Annotated in this window: 19 protein-coding genes, 1 pseudogene and 1 riboswitch; of the genes and pseudogenes, 15 read left to right on the top strand and 5 right to left on the bottom strand. The window is 64.7% G+C overall.

Annotated features, from left to right (window positions below; translation table 11 throughout):
- Positions 1 to 182: 182 nt before the first annotated feature.
- Positions 183 to 338, bottom strand: a complete 156-nt coding sequence (locus ACK543_RS06965) for a hypothetical protein (RefSeq protein WP_409942121.1) — start codon at positions 336 to 338, stop codon at positions 183 to 185.
- Here ACK543_RS06965 and ACK543_RS06960 point away from each other — a divergent pair.
- Positions 271 to 1512, top strand: a complete 1242-nt coding sequence (locus ACK543_RS06960; RefSeq protein WP_409942173.1) for a murein transglycosylase A — start codon at positions 271 to 273, stop codon at positions 1510 to 1512. The genes ACK543_RS06965 and ACK543_RS06960 overlap by 68 nt on opposite strands.
- Before the next feature lie 266 nt (positions 1513 to 1778).
- On the opposite strand, the gene ACK543_RS06955 is transcribed toward ACK543_RS06960, so the two are convergent.
- Positions 1779 to 2264, bottom strand: a complete 486-nt coding sequence (locus ACK543_RS06955) for an Lrp/AsnC family transcriptional regulator (protein WP_409942120.1) — start codon at positions 2262 to 2264, stop codon at positions 1779 to 1781.
- Positions 2265 to 2432: 168 nt separating this feature from the next.
- Between ACK543_RS06955 and ACK543_RS06950 the strand changes: the two genes are divergently transcribed.
- The 5 genes from ACK543_RS06950 (at position 2433) to ACK543_RS06930 (ending at position 12122) form a co-directional block, all read left to right on the top strand.
- Positions 2433 to 6008: an indolepyruvate ferredoxin oxidoreductase family protein gene (locus ACK543_RS06950; RefSeq protein WP_409942119.1), complete on the top strand. Its 3576-nt coding sequence runs from the start codon at positions 2433 to 2435 to the stop codon at positions 6006 to 6008.
- 306 nt (positions 6009 to 6314) lie between these two features.
- Complete coding sequence (yajC, locus tag ACK543_RS06945) at positions 6315 to 6650, top strand: preprotein translocase subunit YajC (RefSeq protein WP_409942118.1); 336 nt, start codon at positions 6315 to 6317, stop codon at positions 6648 to 6650.
- Between the two features lie 125 nt (positions 6651 to 6775).
- A complete protein-coding gene (gene secD / locus ACK543_RS06940; RefSeq protein WP_409942117.1) occupies positions 6776 to 8662 on the top strand; it encodes a protein translocase subunit SecD in 1887 nt (628 codons plus the stop codon).
- Between the two features lie 95 nt (positions 8663 to 8757).
- On the top strand, positions 8758 to 9708 hold the full coding sequence (gene secF, locus ACK543_RS06935; protein WP_409942116.1) for a protein translocase subunit SecF: 951 nt from the start codon (positions 8758 to 8760) through the stop codon (positions 9706 to 9708).
- A gap of 17 nt (positions 9709 to 9725) precedes the next feature.
- Positions 9726 to 12122: a DUF1631 family protein gene (locus ACK543_RS06930; protein ID WP_409942115.1), complete on the top strand. Its 2397-nt coding sequence runs from the start codon at positions 9726 to 9728 to the stop codon at positions 12120 to 12122.
- 91 nt (positions 12123 to 12213) lie between these two features.
- Here ACK543_RS06930 and ACK543_RS06925 read toward each other — a convergent pair whose 3' ends face one another.
- Positions 12214 to 14199 (bottom strand): monovalent cation:proton antiporter-2 (CPA2) family protein, encoded by a 1986-nt coding sequence (locus tag ACK543_RS06925; RefSeq protein ID WP_409942114.1) that lies wholly within the window; start codon positions 14197 to 14199, stop codon positions 12214 to 12216.
- 121 nt (positions 14200 to 14320) lie between these two features.
- Here ACK543_RS06925 and ACK543_RS06920 point away from each other — a divergent pair, with 121 nt between their 5' ends.
- The 4 genes from ACK543_RS06920 (at position 14321) to ACK543_RS06905 (ending at position 17445) form a co-directional block, all read left to right on the top strand.
- Positions 14321 to 15322, top strand: coding sequence for an SIS domain-containing protein (locus ACK543_RS06920; protein ID WP_409942113.1), 1002 nt, complete (start codon positions 14321 to 14323; stop codon positions 15320 to 15322).
- Positions 15322 to 15903: a KdsC family phosphatase gene (locus ACK543_RS06915; RefSeq protein ID WP_409942112.1), complete on the top strand. Its 582-nt coding sequence runs from the start codon at positions 15322 to 15324 to the stop codon at positions 15901 to 15903. Before ACK543_RS06920 ends, ACK543_RS06915 begins: the two co-directional genes overlap by 1 nt.
- An 85-nt stretch (positions 15904 to 15988) precedes the next feature.
- On the top strand, positions 15989 to 16600 hold the full coding sequence (gene lptC / locus ACK543_RS06910) for an LPS export ABC transporter periplasmic protein LptC (protein WP_409942172.1): 612 nt from the start codon (positions 15989 to 15991) through the stop codon (positions 16598 to 16600).
- A gap of 62 nt (positions 16601 to 16662) precedes the next feature.
- On the top strand, positions 16663 to 17445 hold the full coding sequence (locus ACK543_RS06905) for an SDR family oxidoreductase (protein ID WP_409942111.1): 783 nt from the start codon (positions 16663 to 16665) through the stop codon (positions 17443 to 17445).
- A gap of 246 nt (positions 17446 to 17691) precedes the next feature.
- Here ACK543_RS06905 and ACK543_RS06900 read toward each other — a convergent pair whose 3' ends face one another.
- Complete coding sequence (locus ACK543_RS06900; RefSeq protein ID WP_409942110.1) at positions 17692 to 18216, bottom strand: RNA recognition motif domain-containing protein; 525 nt, start codon at positions 18214 to 18216, stop codon at positions 17692 to 17694.
- A 276-nt stretch (positions 18217 to 18492) separates the two neighbouring features.
- On the bottom strand, positions 18493 to 18864 hold the full coding sequence (locus ACK543_RS06895) for an RNA recognition motif domain-containing protein (RefSeq protein ID WP_409942109.1): 372 nt from the start codon (positions 18862 to 18864) through the stop codon (positions 18493 to 18495).
- A gap of 219 nt (positions 18865 to 19083) precedes the next feature.
- A riboswitch (yybP-ykoY riboswitch) is annotated at positions 19084 to 19272 on the top strand.
- Positions 19273 to 19288: 16 nt separating this feature from the next.
- On the opposite strand from ACK543_RS06895, the gene ACK543_RS06890 reads away from it, so the two are divergent.
- The 5 genes and pseudogenes from ACK543_RS06890 to ACK543_RS06870 form a co-directional block, all read left to right on the top strand.
- Complete coding sequence (locus tag ACK543_RS06890; protein ID WP_409942108.1) at positions 19289 to 19855, top strand: TMEM165/GDT1 family protein; 567 nt, start codon at positions 19289 to 19291, stop codon at positions 19853 to 19855.
- Positions 19856 to 20098: 243 nt separating this feature from the next.
- A complete protein-coding gene (locus tag ACK543_RS06885) occupies positions 20099 to 21292 on the top strand; it encodes a homoserine O-acetyltransferase (RefSeq protein ID WP_409942107.1) in 1194 nt (397 codons plus the stop codon).
- Entirely contained in the window at positions 21289 to 21873 is a 585-nt protein-coding gene (gene metW, locus ACK543_RS06880; protein ID WP_409942106.1) for a methionine biosynthesis protein MetW, read from the top strand. Before ACK543_RS06885 ends, metW begins: the two co-directional genes overlap by 4 nt.
- Before the next feature lie 155 nt (positions 21874 to 22028).
- Positions 22029 to 22856 carry a 2-oxo-tetronate isomerase gene (gene otnI / locus ACK543_RS06875; RefSeq protein ID WP_409942105.1) on the top strand — a complete coding sequence of 276 codons (828 nt, stop codon included), beginning with the start codon at positions 22029 to 22031 and terminating at the stop codon, positions 22854 to 22856.
- A gap of 95 nt (positions 22857 to 22951) precedes the next feature.
- Positions 22952 to 23142: pseudogene (locus ACK543_RS06870) on the top strand (GGDEF domain-containing protein); the annotation flags it as partial.

Here is a 23142-nt window from a genome sequence, read left to right as displayed (position 1 = left end):
CCGCACCGCCCACTGGCCTAGGAGCCTGTCGGACTTGGAAATCGTCGGCTGCAAATCGACCGCAGCGGTCCATCTTTAACCGCCTTTTTGCCCCATAGCTCGGCTATGGGGCTGCAAATTCGGCAAAAACTGTCCTCGCTGGGGCCGATTTTCGCTTTCGACGCTCCAAGTCCGACAGGCTCCTAGGTCGCCGGTGGCGTGGGCGGCTTGCGGTCGTGGTCGGTGGTATCAGGTGGTGCGGGAAGCTCGCCGCCCTTGCGCCCTGAAAACATCGTCCACCAGACGATGGCAATCAAGAGCACCAGCGCCAGCAGCGCTTCAAGCAAAATCAGCCCCATGACATCGACCCCCTTGCGCCTTGTTTTGACGGGGCTGATTGTAGGAATGCTGGCTGCGTGCTCGACCCCTGTGCCACCAAGCCCCACGCCGCCCGGGGCCATACCCTCGCCGCCGCCCGGCGGCGTGCTGCCGCCGCCCGAGGCCGCAGCGCTGCCAGGGGATACCGGGCCGCTGCCACCGCCCATCGCCCAGCCCAAAAGCCGGTGGGTTCCGGTGCGCTGGGCCGAGCTGCCGGGCTTCACCCAGGATGCGCTGCACGAGGCGTGGAACGCCTGGATCAAGAGCTGCGAGCGGCCCGCCGCTCCCTTCACAGCCCTGTGCAATGAGGTGCGCCAGCTCAGCATTGCCACGGCCGATGAGCAGCGTGCGTGGCTCATCGGCCGGTTGCAGCCCTACCGCGTGGAAGCGCACGACGGCAACGCCGACGGCCTGCTCACCGCCTACTACGAACCCATGATGGAAGGCACCCGCCTGCCGGGCAACGGGTTTACGGTGCCCATCTACCGCCTGCCCGCCAGCTTTGGCACGCGCAAGCCCTGGTACACCCGACAGCAGATCGACACCCTGCCCGAGGCCCAGGCCGCGCTGCAGGGCCGGGCCATTGCCTGGCTGCGCGATCCTGTTGAATCGATGGTGCTGCACATCCAGGGCTCGGGTCGCCTGCGCATCACCGAGCCCGATGGCTCGGTGTCGATGGTGCGGGTGGCCTACGCGGGCACCAACGACCACCCCTACGGCAGCATCGGCCGCTGGCTGCTGGACCAGGGTCATACCCGCGACGCCACCTGGCCCGGCATCCGCGCATGGCTGGCGGCCAACCCGCAGCGCACCAACGAGCTGATGTGGACCAATCCACGCTACGTGTTCTTCAAAGAGGAGCCACTGGTGGGCATGGATGCATCGTTTGGCCCCAAGGGCGCGCAGGGCGTGCCGCTCACCCCCGGCCGCTCCATCGCGGTGGATCGGCAGAGCATCCCCTACGGCACGCCGGTGTGGCTGGCCTCCAGCGGCCCCCAGGTGCAACTGAGCCGCATGGTGCTGGCGCAGGACACGGGCAGCGCCATCCTGGGTGCGGTGCGGGCCGACTATTTCACGGGCTGGGGGCCCGAGGCCGGCGACATTGCCGGACGCCTCAAGCAGGGACTGAGGCTGTGGGTGCTGTGGCCCCGGTAAGCGCGCTGCGCCCGTCTGTCTGACCGTGGGCAAGGTCTGCCAGCACGCAAGGCGCGCCATCCGGGTGCCACCCAGGGTGGACGAAGCTTTGCGCTGCGGCTACCCGCCCGCTGGCACGCGGCGGCAGCAGCGCTGCGATTCCACGCCATGGCCGCGGCGGTGCACGACGTCAGCGAGTGCACCGCTGGGCGGCAAAAATCGATTCAAAATAGCGTCCGCCGCCTGATAGCAGGCGTTTTATAGCTATCATAATGATAGCATTTGACTCAGCTACGGCTGCGCGCCAGGTGCGCCAATGGCAGCGCGCCGCTGGCCTTGACTTCGCCCAGCGAGAAGCTGGTGTGCATGTCTTTCACGTTGGGCAGGTTCAGCAGCACATCGCGCGCAAACTGCGAAAAGCTGTCCAGGTCGCGCGCCACCACCTGCAGCTCGAACGTGCCGGTGCCGCTGATGTAGTGACAGGCCACCACCTCGGGGATCTGGCGGATGGCTTCTTCCATGGCGCGGGTGAGGTTGCCGGTGCTCCGGTCGGCATCCAGCCGCACAAAGGCCAGCACGCCCAGGCCGATTTTGTGGCGGTCAATCTCGGCCCGGTAGCCCTTGATGTATCCGGCCTCCTCCAGCGCCCGCACCCGTCGCCAGCAGGGCGCGGCCGACAAGCCCACGCGCTGGGCCAGCTCGGCGTTGGTCAGTCGGGCATCGGCCTGTAATTCTTGCAAGATGGCAAGGTCGTACTTATCAAGATTGTTCATTTATCGCCCATTTTAAGAAAGATTCTTTCCGAAACAAGGGTAAATACGGCATCACAACGAAAGCACATATCCACCCGCAATCCCTACACTGCAAGTCACACCATTGCAGTCGCGGCAATGCGGCCCACAAGGCCGCGCATGCACGCGCAAACCCACAGGAAGCCACCCATGAACGCCCCTCTGCCCGAATCCATCCGCAAAGCGCTGGAGACCGTCACGCTCGACGATAAATATGCTTTGGAGAGCGGCCGGGCGTTCATGAGCGGGGTGCAAGCCCTGGTGCGCCTGCCCATGCTGCAGCGCCAGCGCGATGCGGCCGCAGGGCTGAACACCGCCGGCTTCATCAGCGGCTACCGGGGCTCCCCGCTGGGCACCTATGACCAGGCGCTGTGGGCGGCCAAAAAGCATCTTGCGGCCAACCACATCGTCTTTCAGCCCGGCGTGAACGAAGAGCTTGGCGCCACCGCCGTGTGGGGCACGCAGCAGCTCGATCTGTATCCGCAAAGCAAGAAGTTCGACGGCGTCTTCGGCATCTGGTACGGCAAGGGCCCGGGCGTGGACCGCTGCTCGGACGTATTCAAGCACGCCAACATGGCAGGCACCGCCAGGCACGGCGGCGTGATCGCGATTGCGGGCGACGACCACATCAGCAAGAGCAGCACGGCCGCGCACCAGAGCGACCACATCTTCAAGGCCTGTGGCACGCCAGTCTTCTTTCCAAGCAGCGTGCAAGATATCCTGGACATGGGCCTGCACGCATTTGCCTTGAGCCGCTTCTCGGGCGTGTGGTCGGGCATGAAGACCATCCAGGAGGTGGTGGAGTCCTCCAGCAGCATCCACATCGACCCGGACCGCGTGAAGATCGTGCTGCCCGAGGACTTTGTGATGCCGTCCGGCGGCCTGCACATCCGCTGGCCCGACGCGCCGCTGGAGCAGGAAGCGCGCCTGATGGACTACAAGTGGTATGCGGCGCTGGCCTACATCCGCGCCAACAGGCTCAACTACAACGTGATCCAGGGCCCCAACGACCGCTTTGGCATCATCGCCAGCGGCAAGGCCTACAACGACATGCGCCAGGCCCTGGTGGACTTGGGTCTGGATGACGATACCTGCCGCCAGCTGGGCATCCGCGTACACAAGGTCAACGTGGTGTGGCCCTTGGAAGCCACCATCACCCGCGAGTTTGCCGAGGGGCTTCAGGAAATCCTGGTGGTGGAGGAAAAGCGCCAGGTCATCGAATACCAGCTCAAGGAAGAGCTCTACAACTGGCGGCCCGATGTGCGCCCCAACGTGCTGGGCAAGTTTGACGAACCCGAGGGCGATGCCACCGGGGGCGAATGGAGCATGCCCAACCCCAGCCAGAACTGGCTGCTGCGCGCCAAGGCCGACCTGACGCCCGCCATCATCGCCAAAGCCATCAGCAAGCGCCTGAAGAAGCTGGGCGTGCCGGGTGACATCATTGCCCGCATGGATGCGCGCATCGCCGTCATCGAAGCGAGCGAGCGCGCCATGGCCGAGCTCAAGGCAGACACGGGTGAACGCGCCCCCTGGTTTTGCAGCGGCTGCCCGCACAACACCAGCACACGCGTGCCCGAGGGCTCGCGCGCCGTGGCTGGCATTGGCTGCCACTACATGGTCAACTGGATGCCCGACCGCCACACCAGCACCTTCACGCAGATGGGCGGTGAGGGCGTGACCTGGGTAGGCCAGGCACCCTTTACCACCGAGGCGCATGTGTTTGCCAACCTGGGTGACGGCACCTACTTTCACAGCGGGCTGCTGGCCATCCGCCAGAGCATCGCGGCAGGCACCAACATCACCTACAAAGTGCTCTACAACGACGCCGTGGCCATGACCGGCGGCCAGCAGGTGGGCGAGCGGCCCGAGGGCCACTCGGTGCTGCAGATCATGCACAGCCTCAAGGCCGAAGGCGTGGTCCAGCTCGTGATCGTGACGGACGAGCCCCACAAGTACGACGGCGTGCCGCTGGCCGACGGCGTGACGGTGCACCACCGCGACGAGCTGGACCGCATTCAGCGCCAGTTTCGCGAGATCAAAGGTTGCACGATCATCATCTACGACCAGACCTGTGCCACCGAAAAGCGCCGCCGCAGAAAGCGCGGCACCCTGGCCACGCCCGACAAAACCGTGGTCATCAACGAGCTGGTGTGCGAGGGCTGCGGCGACTGCTCCACCAAATCCAACTGCCTGTCCGTGGAACCCCTGGAGACGGAATTCGGCCGCAAGCGCCGCATCAACCAGAGCACCTGCAACAAAGACTACTCGTGCGTGAACGGCTTTTGCCCCAGCTTTGTGACGGTCGAGGGCGGCAAGCTCAAGAAGCCCAAAAAGGAAAAAAAGGGCGACCTGTCGTCGCTGCCCCCCATTCCTGAACCCGTGCTGCCGGTGGCCGAGTCGGCCTGGGGCATCGTGGTGGGCGGCGTGGGCGGCACGGGCGTCATCACCATCGGCTCGCTCTTGGGCATGGCCGCGCACCTGGATGGCAAGGGCGTCATCACGCAGGACGCCGGGGGCCTGGCGCAAAAGGGCGGTGCCACCTGGAGCCACATCCAGATCGCCAATCGGCCCGACGCGATCTACACCACCAAGGTGGACACCGCCAAGGCCGACCTCGTGATCGGGTGCGACTCCATCGTGGCGGCGCACAAGTACACGCTGGCCGTGATGCAACCGGGCCGAACCTTTGTCGCGCTCAACACCCACCGAACGCCGACGGCAGCGTTCGTGAGCAACCCCGACTGGCAGTTCCCGGGGGCCCACTGCGAAGCGGCCATCGCCACAGCGGCAGGCGCAGCCAACATGGCCAGCCTGGATGCCGAGCAAGTGGCCACGCAGCTGCTGGGCGACAGCATCTACACCAACCCGCTGATGCTGGGCTACGCCTGGCAAAAGGGCCGCGTGCCGCTCACGCTGGCATCGCTCATGCGCGCCATGGAGCTCAACGGCGTGCAGGTGGACAACAACAAGGCCGCCTTCGAATGGGGCCGCCGCTGCGCGCACGATCTGGCGTCGGTCCAGGCCCTGTTTGCCGCATCGCAGGTGATCCAGTTCGTGAAAAAGCCTTCGCTGGCGGAGATGGTCGCCAAGCGCGTGGACTTTCTCACGGGCTACCAGAACGCGGCCTATGCAGCCGATTACCAGGCGTTCGTCGAGAAGGTCCAAGCCGCCGAATCCCGCCTGGCCGTCGGCACCCGACTGAGCGAAGCCGTGGCACGCTACCTGTTCAAGCTCATGGCCTACAAGGACGAGTACGAAGTGGCCCGCCTGCACACCGACCCCGCCTTCACGGACAAGATCGCCAACATGTTCGAAGGCGACTACAAGCTGGTGCACCACCTCGCGCCGCCTCTGACGGCCAAGAAAAACGACCGGGGCGAACTCATCAAGCAGCCGTTTGGGCCGTGGATGCGCAGCGCTTTCGGCGTGCTGGCCAAACTCAAGGGGCTGCGCGGCACAGCGTTGGACGTCTTTGGCAAGACCGAAGAGCGCCGCATGGAGCGCGCGCTGATCGTGGAGTACCGCGCCTGCATCGATGAGCTGCTGGCCACACTGACGGCAGACAACCTGGCGCTGGCGGTGGAGATCGCCCGCATCCCCGAAGAAATCCGGGGCTATGGCCACGTGAAGGAGCGGCACCTGCGGGCCGTGCGCCCCCAATGGAGTCGTCTGATGGCCCAGTGGCGCAGCGGCAAGGCAAGCGCAGTACAGCGCCAGGCCGCCTGAAGCGCAGACCGCCCCGCACGGCCCTTGGGCTGCAAAGGGCCCGCGTGAAGCGCGGGCTATTGCTATCAATTAGTGAGCTGTAAATGCTTACCCATCAGGCGTAACAGGGCATTTTTATCTAGCAGAACGCCCATCTGCGCCTGTGCAGACCGGGGGCCGCAAACACCCGCTGCGCCCTTGGGTCTTCCCCCTTGGGGCCCCAAGTGGAGCGCGGCATACAATGTCCTGTTCTGCCCCGACAGGCGCTTGGGTGCCTGCCGCTGGCGGGTTGTGTGCATTTTGAACATCCGTTGTGGAGTCCAGTCCGTGTTTATTTCTTCCGCTTTCGCCCAGACCGCCCCTGCCGCAGCCGCTGGGGGTGGTGACGTCATGTCATCCCTGACGGGCATGCTGCCCCTGGTCCTCATGTTCGTCGTGCTGTACTTCGTCATGATCCGCCCGCAGATGAAGCGCCAAAAGGAACACCGCGCCATGATCGAAGCCATCACCAAGGGTGACGAAGTGGCAACGGCTGGCGGCATTCTCGGCAAGGTCACACGCATGTCCGAAGGGTTCCTGCACATTGAAGTCGCCAACGGCGTCGAGGTGCAACTGCAGCGCAGCGCCGTGGTTCAGGTCCTCCCCAAGGGTTCGATCAAGTAATCAACGAGCATCCCCCTGCGCCAGCAGGCCTGCCCTTGCTGCTGCCTTGTGTGCAGCCAGCGCGGCCGAGCGGGGGGTGGCCCTGGCGTGGCAACAGCCCGCAGCGCGTGGAAAAGGCGTAAACAATGAACCGTTATCCGGTCTGGAAGTACGCGATCCTGGTGATCGTGATGCTGGTGGGGGCCCTGTACACCCTGCCCAATTTCTTTGGTGAGGCCCCGGCGGTCCAGGTGTCGTCGGCCAAGGCCACCATCAAGGTGGACACGGCCGTGCAGCAGCGCGTGGAAGACACGCTCAAGGCCGCAGGCCTTGCGCCGGACTTTGTGGCACTGGAAGGCAATTCGGTGCGCGCACGCTTTGACACGCCCGACAACCAGCTCAAGGCAAAGGACGCCATCCAGAAAGCGCTGATTCCCGACGCCGCTGACCCCTCGTACATCGTGGCGCTGAACCTGGTGTCGCGCTCGCCGGTATGGCTCAAGGCGATGCATGCCAACCCGATGTACCTCGGGCTGGACCTGCGCGGCGGCGTGCACTTCATGCTCCAGGTGGACATGCAGGCCGCCCTGACCAAGAAGGCCGAGTCCTACGCGGGCGACATCCGCACCGCCCTGCGCGACAAGAGCATCCGCCACGGCGGCATCAGCCGCGACGGGCAAACCATCGACATCAAGGTGCGCGACGAAGCCACGCTGACGGCTGCCCGCAACCTGATCGCCGACCAGTTTGCCGATTTGCAGGTGGCCAGCACCCCGGATGGCTCCGAGTTCCGTCTGCGCGCGTCGATCAAGCCCGAGGCCACGCGCCGGGTGCAGGAGCAGGCGCTCAAACAGAACATGGTCACGCTGCACAACCGGATCAACGAACTGGGCGTGGCCGAGCCCGTGATCCAGCAGCAAGGCCTGGACCGCATCGTGGTGCAGCTGCCGGGCGTGCAGGATACCGCCAAGGCCAAGGACATTCTGGGCCGCACGGCCACGCTGGAAGTCCGCCTGGTGGACGAAGGCACCGAGGGCCGTGCCGCAGAAACCGGCCGAGGCCCGGTGCCGTTTGGCTCCGAGCGCTACCTGGACCGCAACAGCCAGCCGGTCATCGTGAAAAAGCAGGTCATCCTGACCGGCGAAAACCTCACGGATGCCCAGCCCGGCTTTGACGGCCAGACGCAGGAGCCCACCGTCAACCTCACGCTGGATGCCAAGGGCTCGCGCATCTTCAAGGAAATCACCCGGGAGAACGTGGGCAAGCGCATGGCCATCGTCCTGTTCGAAAAAGGCAAGGGTGAAGTCGTCACAGCGCCGGTGATCCGCACCGAAATTGCAGGCGGTCGGGTGCAGATTTCGGGCCGCATGACCACGGCGGAAGCCAACGACACCGCGCTGCTGCTGCGCGCCGGATCGCTGGCCGCCCCCATGGAGATCATCGAGGAATTCACCATCGGCCCCACGCTGGGCGCTGACAACATCGAGCGCGGCATCAACAGCGTCGTCTGGGGCCTGGTGGCCATCGCGGTGTTCATGTGCTTTTACTACACGCTGTTTGGTGTGTTCTCCAGCGTTGCGCTGGCGGTGAACGTGCTGTTGCTGGTGGCGGTGCTCTCGATGCTGCAAGCCACCCTCACGCTGCCAGGCATCGCCGCCATGGCACTGGCCATAGGCGTGGCCATTGACTCCAACGTGCTGATCAACGAGCGCATCCGGGAGGAGCTTCGCAGTGGCGTATCGCCGCAGGCGGCCATTCACGCCGGGTACGAGCGTGCCTGGGCCACCATCCTGGACTCCAACGTCACCACCCTGATTGCGGGCCTGGCGCTGCTGGCCTTCGGCTCGGGGCCGGTACGGGGCTTCGCGGTCGTGCACTGCATTGGCATCCTGACCAGCATGTTCTCTGCCGTGTTCTTCTCGCGCGGGTTGGTCAATCTGTGGTACGGGCGCCAAAAGAAGCTCAAGAGCGTATCCATCGGCCAAGTCTGGAAGCCCGATGCAGACACCGGTGCCATCGCAAAGTCGCAATAACGACGGAAGAAGACCCATGGAGCTCCCGGCTTTCGGCGTGCGTGCGGTGTCGCGCCTGACCGCCTGCTGAGGACTCCATCAAAGGACGAGACATCATGGAATTTTTCCGGATCAAGAAAGACATTCCCTTCATGAAGCACGCGTTGATCTTCAACGCGATCTCCTTCATCACCTTCGCCCTGGCGGTGTTCTTTCTGTTCACACGCGGCCTGCACCTGTCGGTGGAATTCACCGGCGGCACCGTCATGGAAGTGGCCTACAGCCAGCCCGCTGAGCTGCCCAAAATACGGGAAACCGTGTCGTCCCTCGGCTACCCCGAGGTTCAGGTCCAGAACTTTGGCACGGCGCGCGATGTGATGATCCGCCTGCCTGTGCAAAAGGGCGTGACCTCAGCGCAGCAAAGCGAGCAGGTGCTTTCGGCGCTCAAGGCCGCCGATCCGCAGGTGACCCTGCGGCGCACCGAGTTCGTCGGGCCCCAGGTGGGCGAGGAGCTGGTCCACGGCGGCCTGATGGCGCTGGCGATGGTGGTGGTGGGCATCGTGATCTACCTGGCGTTCCGCTTCGAGTGGAAGTTCGGGATTGCCGCCATCATTGCCAACCTGCACGATGTGGTGATCATCCTGGGGTTCTTTGCGTTCTTTCAGTGGGAGTTTTCGCTGGCCGTGCTGGCCGCCGTGCTGGCCGTGTTGGGCTACTCGGTCAACGAGTCGGTCGTGATCTTCGACCGGATCCGCGAGGCCTTTCGCAAATACCGCAAGATGACCACCCATGAGGTGATCGACCATGCCATCACCAGCACGATGAGCCGCACCATCATCACGCATGCCTCGACCGAGGCCATGGTGCTGTCGATGCTTTTCTTTGGTGGCCCCAGCCTGCACTACTTCGCACTGGCGCTCACCATCGGCATTGTTTTCGGCATCTATTCGTCGGTGTTTGTGGCCGCTGCCATCGCAATGTGGCTGGGGGTCAAGCGCGAAGATCTGATCAAACCCGTCAGAAAAGACGGCGATCCCAATGATCCGCATGCCGGAGCCACCGTCTGAAGCGCTAATATTCACCCATGCAGCCTGACCCGTCTTCCGCTTCTCAGCGCCGTCTGGCTCGCCAGGCGCGCCAGAGGTTCGTGGAAGGGGTATGCGCCGAGTTGGCAGCGCTCGACAAGACCGTCCTGGATTTCCTGACCTCTCTGATGGAGCAGCCTGGCACGACCAGGGAACTGCAGGCCAGACGGGACGCGTGGGTGCTCTACCAGCAACACCACACATCCTGGACCGAGCGCACCGCCAAATCCTGGCGCGAAGGCCTCGCCCCCCACTCCAGTTCGTCCGGAACGGGGCTTGTCACCACTGTCGCGGGCAACCAGTTTGAGTTGCTGAGCGACGACGTGGTGGAAGACAAGATCGTCGCGTCCCGAATGGCCTTGGCGGTCATCGAGCAGGTGGGCCCACAGTTCGATACTGTGCGGCATCGCACCCAGTCACTGGAAGGCCAGGAGCTGGATGCCAGCGACATCCTGCGCCCAGAGTCGATCTGCCTGAAGCTCGTAGAACAGTGGGTCGCGACAGGCATGCCGCGCACCGATCTCCAGACCGTGATCGACCCTCTCCAGCGCGAGCTGGCGAACATCCTTCAAAAGCAGTACCAGGCGGTCAACGCGTTTTATGCGGAGCAGGGTCTTACGACCCACAAAGAGCTCAGACCCGTGGTCAAGCGCACGTCCGAAGGCGTGTTGCCAACAGGTACCAGACAACGCACCGGGATGGAATCGGTTGCAGGCGGTCTTGCATCCCAGGCACTGGCTCATTCGCGAGACCACATGTCGGCAAGCCAGTATCCCTACGGTCCTCCCGGCAGCGCCGGTCAAGGGCAGCCGTTCCCGTCGCCCTACCCACCCCGGCACACGGCGCAGGGGTATGTGCAGCAGGGCAGGCCCACAGGTTTTGCCCCAGGCATGACGCCATTGGCCCGTGCCCGCCAGCGTGCCAACGGGGTGATGGGCCAGTTGAGTCGGCTGCTGACGCAACCAGCGACGGGATTCGACATGGTGAACGCACCGCCCGCCTCCGTAGCGCTGGCCCATGCGCTTTCGGCGCAGCGCATCCAGGCCGACAGCCACTACAGCAGCGTGGGCAAGATAGTTGAAGACTACAGCCCCGCGGCAGTGGTGCAAGTGGCCGGTGCGGTGCGCGAGCGCTCTACTGAACTCAAGAAAAAGGCCTCCACTGCGGGCGAGAAAGCCATCATTGAAGTGGTGGCACTGATGTTCCAGAGCATCCTGTCCGAGGATCGCATTCCGCCTGCGGTGCGCGTGTGGTTTGCGCGCCTGCAGGTACCCGTGCTCCGCGTCGCTCTGGCCGAGCCTGAATTTTTCAGCAACATCAACCATCCTGCGCGCCAGCTGATCGACCGCATGGGGGCATGTGTCATGGGGTTTGATGCCACCAGCATCAACGGAAGCGCGCTCGAAAACGAGATCCGCCGTGTGGTGCAGGTCATCGAGCAATACCCCGAGACCGGACGCCGCGTGTTCCAGCTTGTCTACGACGAATTCGAGAAATTTCTCTCGAAGTTCCTCATGGAAAATCAGTCCACGTCCCGCCTGGTCTCGGTGGCACAACAGGTAGAACAGCGGGAAACACTGGCGATCCAGTACACCATCGAGCTGCGCACCATGCTGCGCGACATGCCGGTGCGCGACGACATTCGCGACTTCCTGTTCAAGACCTGGGCAGAGGTGCTGGCCCTGTCAGCCGTGCGCGAAGGCGCACAGCACGCCGACACCCTGGCCTACAAGCGAGCCGCGTCGGACCTGGTCTGGGCCGCCAGCGCAAAGCCCAATCGCACCGACCGGGCACTGGTCATCCAAAACCTGCCCGGGCTTCTGCAGCGTCTGCGCCAGGGTCTGGCACTGATGGGCATCAACGATGCCGCTCAGGACGCGCAAATCAAGCGCCTGACGGACACGCTGGCCGATGCCTTCCTGTCCAAGACCGCGTCGATCCCTCAGGACCACATCGATGCAATGGCCAAGCGCCTGGCCAACCTCGAAGACTTCATGAGCGATGCGACGCTCGGCGAGATGCCACTCAATACCGACAACATCGAGATGATGCTGGGCATTGACGCCTCGTCAATCCATGTGGTGGCCGACAACGGTGCGCCGGTGGACGAAGCCATGATCGCCTATGCCCAGTCACTGCAGCCGGGCGCCTGGTACACCCTGGACCACAACGGCGCTTCCGCCCAGGTTCAGTATGTCTGGCAAAGCGAGCGCAAACAACTGCACCTGTTTGCGGCCGTGGACGGCAGCAGCTACCTGATTCAGTTGCGCAGGCTGGCTGCGTATGTGCAGGCCGGGTTGCTCGTCGCGCAGGATGATGAGGGGCTCACCGTTCGCGCAACCCGTGAGGCGCTGGCCAAACTCGATGCCAACCCGGAACGACTGCTGGATGACTGAGCCTGTACCGGAATGACCGCCGCGATCCGGTAGACCCGAAGCGGCATGTGAACCTCACATCAGGGTGTGTACTGTCCGACAATCCCGTCGGCTATCCGCGCAGAAGCCTGTCTTCCGCCAGCACCAGGGCAGCAGGGAGCCCCGACAACACCAGCGTATCGCCGGCCTCCAGCCGGACTTCGTCGGCGGTCGAGCCTGCATGCCCGTTGGCGCGCCGCAGATTGACCACCTGTACCCCCATCGCCGGAAGCGCCAGTTCACCCAGCGTTTGGCCGATGGCGGTCGAGTCGGGGGGCAGATTGATGGTGGACAGCCGCTCCTGGTCGCGCTCCAACACTGTATCGTCGTCCGCACCGTGGAAGTAGCCCCGCAGCAGGTTGTAGCGCGCGTCGCGCTGATCCTGCACCAGGCGAAGCACGCGGCGCATCGGGACGCCCACCAGGGCCAGGGCATGGCTGGCGAGCATGAGGGAGCCCTCGATGGCTTCCGGCACCACCTCGGTCGCGCCGGCTTCCCGCAGTCGCTCCAGATACTGGTCGTCCTGGGTGCGCACCACCACCGGCACGTTCGCAGCATGGCTGCGGGTATTGGACAGAACCTTGAGCGCAGCCGGCACGTCGGTGTACGTGATGGCCACCGCACTGGCACGCACCAGGCCGGCGGCCATGAGCGCCTGCAGTCGCGTGGCATCGCCGTACACCACGGAATGACCTGCCGCAGCGGCCTGACTGACACGGTCCGGGTCCAGGTCAAGCGCCATGTAGGCAATGCTTTCCTTCTCGAGCATGCGCGCCAGATTCTGGCCGCAACGGCCATAGCCGCAGATGATGACGTGCTTGCTGGCGTTGATGGATTTGCGCGCGATAGTCGTCATCTGCAACGACTGCTGCAACCAGTCGCTGGCGACCAGCTTCATCACGATGCGATTGCTAAAGAGAATCAGAAAAGGGGTCGCCAGCATCGACAGCACCATGGCTGCAAGGATGGGATTCATCAGTGCCGGCTCGACCAGCCCGTTACGCTGCGTCAGGGCCAGCAGCACAAAACCGAACTCGCCAGCCTGCGCCAGATAAAGGCCGGTACGCAATGCAACGCCCGTGGTTGCGCCCATGGCACGCGCCAGCACAAGGATGAAAACCAGCTTGAGCACCAACGGCACGGTCAACAGCATCAGCACCAGCCCCCAGCGATCAACCAGGATATGCCAATCCAGCATCATGCCGATGGTGATGAAAAACAGGCCCAGCAGAACATCATGGAAAGGGCGAATGTCCGAACCCACCTGATGACGGTATTCGGTTTCAGACACCAGCACGCCGGCAATGAACGCACCCAGCGCAAGGCTCAGCCCCGCCAGCTCGGTCAGCCAGGCCATCCCCAGGGTGATCAGCAGGAGGTTGAGCATGAACAGTTCATCGCTCTTGCGCCGCGCCACCAGCGTCAGCCACCAGCGCATCACCCGCTGCCCGCCGGTCAGTAGCAGACCCACCAGCACCGTCGCCTTGATGAGGGCCCAACCCAGCGCGGGCAAGAGCTGATCGGCGGAGGTGGCCAACGCCGGGATCAGCACCAGGAGCGGCACCACGGCAAGATCCTGGAACAGCAGGATCCCCATCACGCGCCGACCGTGCTCGCTCTCGAGCTCCGCGCGCTCGGCCATCAGCTTGACGACGATGGCGGTGCTGCTCATCGCCATCACACCGGAGAGTGCCACCGCCGTCTGCCAGCCCATTTCCCACACGCCCCCGAACCAGCGCGACAACAGCAGCGCCCCGCCGGTAACCGCCACCATGGTGAAGACCACCTGCAGCAGACCAAGTCCGAAAACCTGGCGGCGCATCGCACGCAGCTTGGGCAGGCTGAACTCCAGCCCGATGGCGAACATCAGGAACACCACGCCAAACTCGCCAAGATGGCGCGCACCTTCGGAGTTCTGCGCCAAGGCCAAAGCGTGCGGCCCGATGAGCACCCCCGCAGCCAGGTAACCAAGCATGGGCGGCAGCTTCAGGCTTCGACAGACCACCACGCCCAGCACAGCGGCCAGCAAGTAGAGCAAGGTCAGGGCGAGGGAAGACATGGCTCGATCCTATCCGAGCAGGGCCGAACGCCAACGGCCGAGGACTACCCGGGCCCGCGCCCGCGCAGGCCGTAGGGCGTGATGCAGAGCTTTGCTGGCAGCCCGTCGATAGAATCGGCGCATGAATCTGTCGCTTGCCGCGTCTCCACCCTTTGATGCCGAACAGGCCCTTCGTCTGGCCCGCGAAACCCTGGATATCGAGGCCGCGGCCGTGCTGGGCCTCAAGGCCCGGGTGGACGATTCCTTTGCGCGTGCGGTGCAGGCCATGCTGGCCGTGCGCGGACGGGTCGTGGTGATGGGCATGGGCAAAAGCGGGCACATCGGCCGCAAGATTGCCGCCACGCTCGCCTCCACCGGCACACCGGCCATGTTTGTCCACCCGGCAGAAGCCAGCCACGGCGACCTGGGGATGATCAAGTCCATCGACCTGGTACTGGCCTTGTCCAACAGCGGCGAGGTCGATGAACTGACCTCGCTGCTGCCCGTGATCAAGCGACTGGGGGCAACCCTGGTGGCCATGACCGGGCGGCCCCAGTCCACCCTGGCGCAACATGCCGACATCGTGCTCGACAGTGGTGTGGAGCGCGAGGCCTGCCCGCTGCAACTGGCGCCCACGGCCAGCACCACCGCCCAGCTGGCCTTGGGCGATGCGCTGGCCGTAGCGCTGCTTGACGCACGTGGATTCCGCACGGAAGACTTTGCGCGCTCTCATCCTGGGGGATCGCTGGGGCGCAGGCTGCTCACGCATGTGCGGGATGTCATGCGGTCGGGCGAACAGATTCCGCGCGTAGCCCCAGAGGCATCGTTCAGCGAGCTGATGCGCGAGATGAGCGCCAAAAGCCTGGGTGCTTCGGCCATCGTCGATGGTGCCGGCCAGCTGCTGGGCATCTTCACCGACGGCGACTTGCGCCGGTGCATCGAAGCGGGAGCAGACCTGCGCTCGGCCCGGGCCGCTGACGTGATGCACCCCTGTCCGCGCAGCATTTCTCCCGACGCGTTGGCCGTGGACGCCGCCGAAATGATGGAGGCCCACGCCATTACCAGCGTGCTGGTGGTCAACGCCCAGGGCGCCCTGGAGGGTGTGGTCCACATTGGCGACCTGATGCGGGCCAAGGTGATCTGATGGCAGACACGAACACCCGCGCAGCCTCGCCAGACCATTGCCCCGCCTACCGGTGCGACCCCGAGTTGCTTTTGCGGGCGCAGGGCGTGCGGGTTGCGTTTTTTGACGTCGATGGCGTGCTGACCGACGGCGGCCTGTATTTCAGCGAGACGGGTGAGACGATCAAGCGCTTTAACACCCTCGACGGCCATGGACTCAAGCTGCTGCAGCACGCGGGCATCACCCCGGCGGTCATTTCAGGGCGAGACTCCGCGCCGCTGCGCCTGCGCCTGAAGGCGCTGGGCGTGGAGCACGCGGTATTCGGCACCGAAGACAAGCTCCCTGCCGCCGAGCAGATCCTGGCCCATCTGGGCCTGGACTGGGGCCAGGCCGCCGCCATGGGCGACGACTGGCCCGACCTGCCGATGATGCGCCGAAGCGCCCTGGCCTGCGCACCCGCCAACGCCCAGGTGGAGGTGCGCCATGTGGCCCACCTGGTCACCCAGGCGCGGGGCGGTGAGGGGGCAGCGCGAGAGTTGTGCGACCTGCTGCTGGCCTCGACAGGCCGCTACGCTGCGCTGCTGGCGCCTTACCTGGCATGAGGCTGCCAGCGTCGCTTGAGCAGGCGTTCACCGGATGGTGGTTGGCGCATCCGCCCATCGCCGCGGAAAGGCCATTCGCGTGCGAATGATTCGCCAGGCCTGGGATCGGTTCTCTCTGTATCTGCCTGTCCTGCTGATGGGGCTGCTCGCGCTGGGCACCTGGTGGCTGGTGCGCAATGCGCCCGTTCCAGTATCGCCGCAGGCCGAGCGCAAAGCGAACCACCAGCCCGACTACTTCATGACGTCGTTCTCGCTCAAGTCGTTTGATGCGACAGGCCGGCTTCAGAGCGAAGTGCAGGGCGACATCGCCCGCCACTACCCGGACACCGACACCCTGGAGATCGACAAGGCACGCATACGCTCGGTGTCCCGTGAAGGCCAGCGCACCCTGGCCACAGCGGACCGCGCACTGACCAACGCAGATGCTTCGGAGGTTCAGCTCTTTGGCAATGCCGTGGTCACGCGCGAGCCCCTCCCGGCCAGGCCAGGAGCCCCCGCAAAGCCGCGCATGGAGTTCCGCAGCGAGTTCCTTCACGCCTACACCAAGACCGAGCGGGTACGATCGGACCAACCGGTGATCCTCATTCGTGGCAACGATCAGTTCACCGCCGATGGCATGGATTACGACAACCTGAACCAGGTCATGCAATTGCGCGGCCGCGTGCGCGGCGTGCTGCAGCCCGGCCCGGGCAAGTAGCCTGCCCCGCACGGTGGCCGCGGCTCACCGATTCAATTCACCCCCTGATCCGGAGCCATGTGATGACCCCTGCCCTCGTCTTCATCACCGGGGCGTCCAGTGGCATTGGCCAGGCGCTGGCCTTGCGGTATCACCGCGCCGGCTACCGCCTGGCCCTCGTCGCCAGGCGTACTTCCGAAGTAGAAACATGGACCGCCGCACGTGGAATAAGCCCTGACAGCTATGCAATTTATAGCGCTGATGTGGCACAGACCGACAGCATCGTCAACGCTGCGCGCGAGTGCATGGCCCGGCAGGGCGTGCCGGACGTCGTCATCGCCAACGCAGGCATCAGCGTGGGCATGGACACGGCCATCCGGGATGACCTGGAGGTCATGGCCCGCACCTTTGCCACCAACAACATCGGCCTGGCGGCCACCTTCCACCCCTTTGTCGGGCCCATGGTGCAGCGCGGCGCTGGCACCCTGGTGGGCATCGGCAGCGTTGCGGGTATTCGGGGGCTTCCGGGGCATGGGGCGTACTGCGCCAGCAAGGCTGCGGTCATCAGCTATTGCGAAAGCCTGCGTGGCGAGATGCGCCCCCACGGCGTGCGGGTGGTCACCATTTCCCCGGGGTATATCGATACCCCGCTGACCCGCCAGAACCGGTACAGCATGCCGTTTCTCATGCAGGCCGACGACTTTGCAGACCGCGCCTTTCAAGCCATTGCAGCAGGGGCCAGCTACCGGGTAATCCCTTGGCAAATGGGGGTGGTGGCCAAGCTGCTGCGCATGTTGCCCAACGCAGTGTTCGACCGTTTGCTGGCGGGGCGCCCCCGAAAACACCGGCAGGGAGAAGCCCAGTGATGCGGCCAACAGGCCGTGGTTGCCGGTGAGCTGGAGCGAGACCGGAGCTTTGTTCCAACCATCGTTCGGGTCAGGCCCAACCGTGCCCATCCACCGATGGCAGGGTTTGCCGCACTGACTGCGACCAAAAAAAAGCCCCTGGCTGGGGCTTGATGGGCTGGATCAGATGGGCTGGATCAAACAGCCGATGGAGCCCAGTCCCGCGCCGAGATCATGGGCGCCGAGTCGACACACGGCATGAGGGGGTCAGTAACCGCCGCCACCGCCGCTACGGCCGCCGCCACCGCCATTGCGCGGCCCCGAGCCGTAGGGGCTGCGGAAACCGCCATCGCCGCGGCCACCGCCGCCATAGCCACCGCCATCACCCCGGCCACCACCGTCGCCGCGGCCGCCACCGTAGCCGCCGCCACCGCCTTCACGGCCGCCGCCGCCGCCATATCCGCCGCCGTAGCCACCGCCACCGCCACGACCACCACCGTAACCGCCGCCCCCACCAAAACCACCACTGCGGGGTGGACGTGGCTCCATGGGACGCGCTTCATTCACGACGATGCTGCGTCCGCCGAGCGGCTGACCGTTCATGCCGTTGATCGCTGCCTGGGCTTCCGCGTCGCTGCCCATCTCCACAAAGCCAAACCCCTTGGAGCGGCCGGTGTCGCGCTCCATCATGACCTTGGCACTGGTCACCGCGCCGAACTGGCCGAAAGCCTGCTCCAAATCGCCGTCACGCACAGAGTACGGCAGGTTGCCGACGTACAGTTTGTTGCCCATCGAGGGACTCCTCAAAAACACATGGATAAAGCGATGGAGTCCCGAAAACGCAGCCAGCTAATCTCAATGACGCTCTCAGCGCGAAACTGACGGATCACCGCAAACTTTTAGCGGAGCCATCCCCGCCGAAACATTATGCGCCACACTTTTGCACAAAAAGCAAGCGCTAACACAGCTTCAGGGAACCTCAGCAGGGATGTCGCTCCAACAAAAAAGGAGCCCGAAGGCTCCTTTTGTGACGCTGTCAGCCCCCAAGGGCTGGTGGACAGACGAGGCTTAGTAGCTGTTGCGACCGCCGCCGTAACCGCCGCCGCCGCCGCTGCGGCCACCGCCGTAGCCACCACCACCGCCGCCATAGCCGCCGCCACCACCGAAGCCGCCACTACGGGGAGCGCGGGGCTCCATGGGACGGGCTTCGTTGACCACCAGGTCGCGACCACCAAAATTTTGACCATGCACGCCTTGGATGGCTGCCTGGGCCTCTGCATCGCTGCCCATTTCGACAAAGCCGAACCCCTTGGAACGACCGGTGTCGCGTTCCATCATGACTTTGGCGCTGCCGACCGAGCCGTACTGGCTGAAGGTCTGCTGCAGGTCTTCGTCGCGGAAAGAATAGGGCAAATTGCCCACGTAAAGTTTGTTGCCCATGAGGGACTCCTAGAAAAACATGAAACCGCGATGGAGCCCGACGCAATCAACAAACCTGTGACGACTTCAAAGACGCGAAACTGACCATACACCGCTGAGCTGGCTGCCCTTCTGCAAGCAGAAAAGCGAACATATTATCAATCACTTTATGCAGGGTGTGGGGTTTTATTTCTGAGGGTGTTTCCGATGCGTCATGCCTTGCGGGGGCGTCAAAGGGCTAAAATGGACTTGACTTTGGGGAGTAGCCCGCCCGGCGCGCGAAGCGCCGGGGCATGCGTCAACACACTTGGGTCCACACGCGGCCTATGGCGCATGCGGCGTTCAGGTTGGGCGAGACCATTGACTGCATGCCGATCCACATGGCCGGAGTCGGGGTGCAGTCAATGCGTTTTCAAGTCGTCCGGCCTTGCAAGGACCCTGCCCCATGGAAGCTTTCTTCGTTTCTACCGCCATCGTCGCGCTTGCCGAGATGGGCGACAAAACCCAATTGCTGGCGCTGGTGCTGGCCGCCCGGTTTCGCAAGCCATGGCCCATCGTGCTGGGCATACTGCTGGCCACGCTGGTCAACCACGGCCTGGCCGGAGCCGTGGGCGCATGGGTGACCACCTTCCTCGGGCCGCAGGTTCTGCGCTGGATTCTGGGGGGCTCGTTCATCGCCATGGCCGTCTGGATGCTGATTCCCGACAAGCTCGACGAAGGCGAAGCCAACGGTAGCCCGCGCTGGGGCGTCTTTGGCACCACCCTGGTCGCGTTTTTTCTGGCCGAGATGGGCGACAAGACGCAGATCGTCACGGTGATGCTGGCCGCACAGTACAACGCCTACCTGTGGGTGGTGGCGGGCACGACGCTGGGGATGATGCTGGCCAACGCGCCGGTGGTGTGGCTGGGCGATCGCATCACGCGCCGCGTGCCGATCCGTGCAGTGCACATCGTGTCGGCCATCATCTTTCTGGTGCTGGGGCTGTGGGCCATGTTGGCACCGGCGGGCTGATCTGCGGCAGACGGGGAAAGCGGGCGCTTTTGGTATATTTGCCCATCGCGCCGATTTGCCACAGCTTGCGGGCGCTTTACAAATGCTGCTAAAGACCCGTCCGACACTCCAGCCCGGCCTCGTTTTTAGCGACGCCGGGTTTTTTTCTGCCATCGGGCCGCCCCCGGGCAGGAGATCGCAGCCTCCGCCAGAGGTCGCAGCCCGCGCAGGCCGTGTCGCACGGGGGCTTACACACTGCTGTTTATGTCGTTCATTGCCACGCCCCAGACCCTGCATTTCCCGGAGGTACTGCCGCTGCGAAGCGGCGCGTCCATCCGCGACTACCACCTGGCGTACGAGACCTACGGCACGCTCAATGCCGAGCGCTCCAATGCCGTGCTGGTGTGCCACGCGCTCAACGCATCGCACCACGTGGCGGGCGTGTATGCGGGTCAGCCCAAAAGCGAGGGCTGGTGGGACAACATGATCGGCCCCGGCAAGCCGGTGGACACCGACCGCTTTTTCGTGATCGGCGTGAACAATCTGGGCTCTTGCTTTGGCTCGACCGGTCCCATGCACACCAATCCCGAGACGGGCGAGGTGTACGGCGCGGACTTTCCCGTGGTCACGGTGGAGGACTGGGTCACCGCCCAGGCCCGGCTGCTGGACCGGCTGGGGGTGCGGCAACTGGCCGCCGTGCTGGGCGGAAGCCTGGGCGGCATGCAGGCCTTGAGCTGGACGCTGCAGTACCCCGACCGCGTGCGCCACGCCGTGGTGGTGGCCAGCGCTCCCAACCTCACGGCTGAGAACATCGCTTTCAACGAAGTGGCCCGCCGCGCCATCGTGACCGACCCCGACTTCCATGGCGGGCATTTCTACCGCCACGCCGTGATCCCCAAGCGCGGGCTGCGCATTGCCCGCATGATCGGGCACATCACGTACCTGAGCGACGACGTGATGAACGAGAAGTTCGGCCGCACCTTGCGGGCCCCAGCCGTGGCGGCCACGGTGGAGCCAGGTGGCGTCGCCCCGGCCGATGCGCCGTCGTCGGACCTGCGCGAGTACCTGTACAGCACCCAAGAGGTGGAGTTCCAGATCGAAAGCTACCTGCGCTACCAGGGCGACAAGTTCAGCGACTATTTCGACGCCAACACCTACCTGCTCATCACCCGCGCACTCGACTACTTTGACCCCGCGCGGCACCACGGCGGAAACCTTACCCAAGCCCTGGCGGGGGCCACGGCGCGCTTCCTGCTGGTGAGCTTCACCACCGACTGGCGCTTTTCGCCCAAACGCAGCCGCGAGATCGTCAAGGGCCTGCTCGATAACCGCCGCAGCGTGAGCTATGCCGAGATTGACGCACCCCACGGTCATGACGCTTTTTTGCTCGATGACGCGCGGTACATGGCTGTGATGCGCTCTTATTTCAATAGCATTGCCAAGGAGTTTCAGCCATGACCGAGACCGCTGCCATGCAGGCGCTGGCGCGCCTGGTGCCCGCCGGTTCGCGCGTGCTTGACCTGGGCTGCGGCAACGGCGCCATGCTCGACTACCTGCAGCGCGAACGCGGCTGCACCGGCTACGGCGTGGAGATTGCCGATGCCAACGTGCTGGCCTGCCTGCAGCGCGGCGTGCAGGTGCTGCAGCTCAACCTGGACGAAGGCCTGGCCATGTTCGACGACGACTCGTTCGACGTGGTGCTGCAGATCGACACCCTGCAGCACCTGCGCAATGCCGAAACCATGCTGCGCGAGACCGCCCGCGTGGGCCGCACGGGCATCGTCGCCTTTCCCAACTTTGCGCACTGGCCCAACCGGCTGTCGGTGCTGCGCGGTCGCATGCCCGTCACGCGCCGCCTGCCGTACCAGTGGTACGACACGCCCAACATCCGCGTGGGCACCTACAAGGATTTCGAGGCGCTGGCCACCAAGAACCACCTTCGCATCCTCGATGCCTTTGGGCTGCAGGACGGACGCGAGGTGCGCTGGCTGCCGAACGCGCGGGCGGGCACTGCGGTGTTCCACTTCAAGCGCGCTTAGCACGCCTTGGCGCAGGCCGCTCGATGGGGTCGCCCGCCGAAGCCAGGGACTCGTGTTGTGAGGTTCTCGGCCATGGCCACAGCACGGGGCGTGCCCTCGGTTACGCTTCGCTTCCCCGGCTGCGCGGCCAGCCCCGCTGTACAACCTGCCCGACCATGCCCCAGTTCGCTGCCAACCTGAGCCTGATGTACACCGAAGTACCGTTCCTCGACCGCTTTGCGGCGGCCGCGCGCGACGGATTCAAGGCGGTGGAATTTCTCTTTCCCTATGCCTATGACCCCAGCCGCATTGCGGCACTGCTCAAGGCGCATGGTCTGCAACTGGTGCTGTTCAACGCACCACCGGGCGGAGCCGACCTGGCGGCCATGGCTGCCGCGTGGGACCAGCAGGCCCGCGGCACTGCCGCGCTGCCGGGCCGCGAGGACGAGTTTCGCGCCGGGGTGCTGACGGCGCTGCGCTACGCCCAGGCGCTGGATTGCCCGCGCATCCATGTGTTGTCGGGCATCGTGCCAGCAGGCGTCGAGCGCGAATCGCTCAAGGGACTTGCCGTGGACAACCTGCGCTGGGCCGCCGCCGAAGCTGCGCGCGTGGGGCGCGACATCCTCATCGAGCCGATCAACCTGCGCGACATGCCACGCTACTTCCTGAACCGCCAGGACCATGCCCACGAGTTGCTCGATGCCGTGCAGGCACCCAACCTCAAGGTGCAGATGGATCTGTACCACTGCCAGATCGTTGAGGGGGATGTCGCCACCAAGCTGCGCCGCTACCTGCCCACGGGCCGGGTGGCGCACATCCAGATCGCGGGCGTTCCCGACCGCCACGAGCCTGACCAAGGCGAGCTGAACTACTCCTATCTCCTGGACATGCTGGATACGCTGGGCTACACGGGCTGGGTGGGCTGCGAATACCGGCCGGCAGCCGGCACCTCTCAGGGCCTGGGTTGGCGAAACCGGGCGCTCGCTGCCCAACCCTTGCCGTAGCAGCCCCGGCGAAGGCTGCACGATGATCCAGACCAAGCTGGGATAATGGCAACGCGCACATCACGCACCCGCATCCAAAAACGCACCAGACTTTCATGATTCTTGAAGTCCACCTTCCCACCGTGCTCGTCATGGTCATCGCCAGCTCGGTCATGATGGCGATAGCCATGGCCGTGGTGGCCTGGGGGCGGCGGCACGATGGCCAGCTGCATTGGTCGGCAGCGCTGCTGGCCAATGCAGCGGGGCACACGCTGCTGCTGCTGCGCGGGCAGGTTCCCGATGTGAT

This window comes from Acidovorax sp. (assembly GCF_046341535.1).
GTDB lineage: Bacteria > Pseudomonadota > Gammaproteobacteria > Burkholderiales > Burkholderiaceae_C > Acidovorax.
The sequence above is the reverse complement of the archived record's forward strand: the minus strand, read 5'-3'. Positions and strand labels throughout refer to the sequence as shown.

What these genes read in the sequence shown, in the direction of transcription:
- ACK543_RS06965 (WP_409942121.1), bottom strand. Translation starts at nt 338, where the DNA reads ATGGGGCTGATTTTGCTTGAAGCGCTGCTGGCGCTGGTGCTCTTGATT.
- ACK543_RS06955 (WP_409942120.1), bottom strand. Translation starts at nt 2,264, where the DNA reads ATGAACAATCTTGATAAGTACGACCTTGCCATCTTGCAAGAATTACAG.
- ACK543_RS06950 (WP_409942119.1), top strand. Translation starts at nt 2,433, where the DNA reads ATGAACGCCCCTCTGCCCGAATCCATCCGCAAAGCGCTGGAGACCGTC.
- secD (WP_409942117.1), top strand. Translation starts at nt 6,776, where the DNA reads ATGAACCGTTATCCGGTCTGGAAGTACGCGATCCTGGTGATCGTGATG.
- secF (WP_409942116.1), top strand. Translation starts at nt 8,758, where the DNA reads ATGGAATTTTTCCGGATCAAGAAAGACATTCCCTTCATGAAGCACGCG.
- ACK543_RS06930 (WP_409942115.1), top strand. Translation starts at nt 9,726, where the DNA reads ATGCAGCCTGACCCGTCTTCCGCTTCTCAGCGCCGTCTGGCTCGCCAG.
- ACK543_RS06925 (WP_409942114.1), bottom strand. Translation starts at nt 14,199, where the DNA reads ATGTCTTCCCTCGCCCTGACCTTGCTCTACTTGCTGGCCGCTGTGCTG.
- ACK543_RS06920 (WP_409942113.1), top strand. Translation starts at nt 14,321, where the DNA reads ATGAATCTGTCGCTTGCCGCGTCTCCACCCTTTGATGCCGAACAGGCC.
- ACK543_RS06915 (WP_409942112.1), top strand. Translation starts at nt 15,322, where the DNA reads ATGGCAGACACGAACACCCGCGCAGCCTCGCCAGACCATTGCCCCGCC.
- lptC (WP_409942172.1), top strand. Translation starts at nt 15,989, where the DNA reads ATGATTCGCCAGGCCTGGGATCGGTTCTCTCTGTATCTGCCTGTCCTG.
- ACK543_RS06905 (WP_409942111.1), top strand. Translation starts at nt 16,663, where the DNA reads ATGACCCCTGCCCTCGTCTTCATCACCGGGGCGTCCAGTGGCATTGGC.
- ACK543_RS06900 (WP_409942110.1), bottom strand. Translation starts at nt 18,216, where the DNA reads ATGGGCAACAAACTGTACGTCGGCAACCTGCCGTACTCTGTGCGTGAC.
- ACK543_RS06895 (WP_409942109.1), bottom strand. Translation starts at nt 18,864, where the DNA reads ATGGGCAACAAACTTTACGTGGGCAATTTGCCCTATTCTTTCCGCGAC.
- ACK543_RS06890 (WP_409942108.1), top strand. Translation starts at nt 19,289, where the DNA reads ATGGAAGCTTTCTTCGTTTCTACCGCCATCGTCGCGCTTGCCGAGATG.
- ACK543_RS06885 (WP_409942107.1), top strand. Translation starts at nt 20,099, where the DNA reads ATGTCGTTCATTGCCACGCCCCAGACCCTGCATTTCCCGGAGGTACTG.
- metW (WP_409942106.1), top strand. Translation starts at nt 21,289, where the DNA reads ATGACCGAGACCGCTGCCATGCAGGCGCTGGCGCGCCTGGTGCCCGCC.
- otnI (WP_409942105.1), top strand. Translation starts at nt 22,029, where the DNA reads ATGCCCCAGTTCGCTGCCAACCTGAGCCTGATGTACACCGAAGTACCG.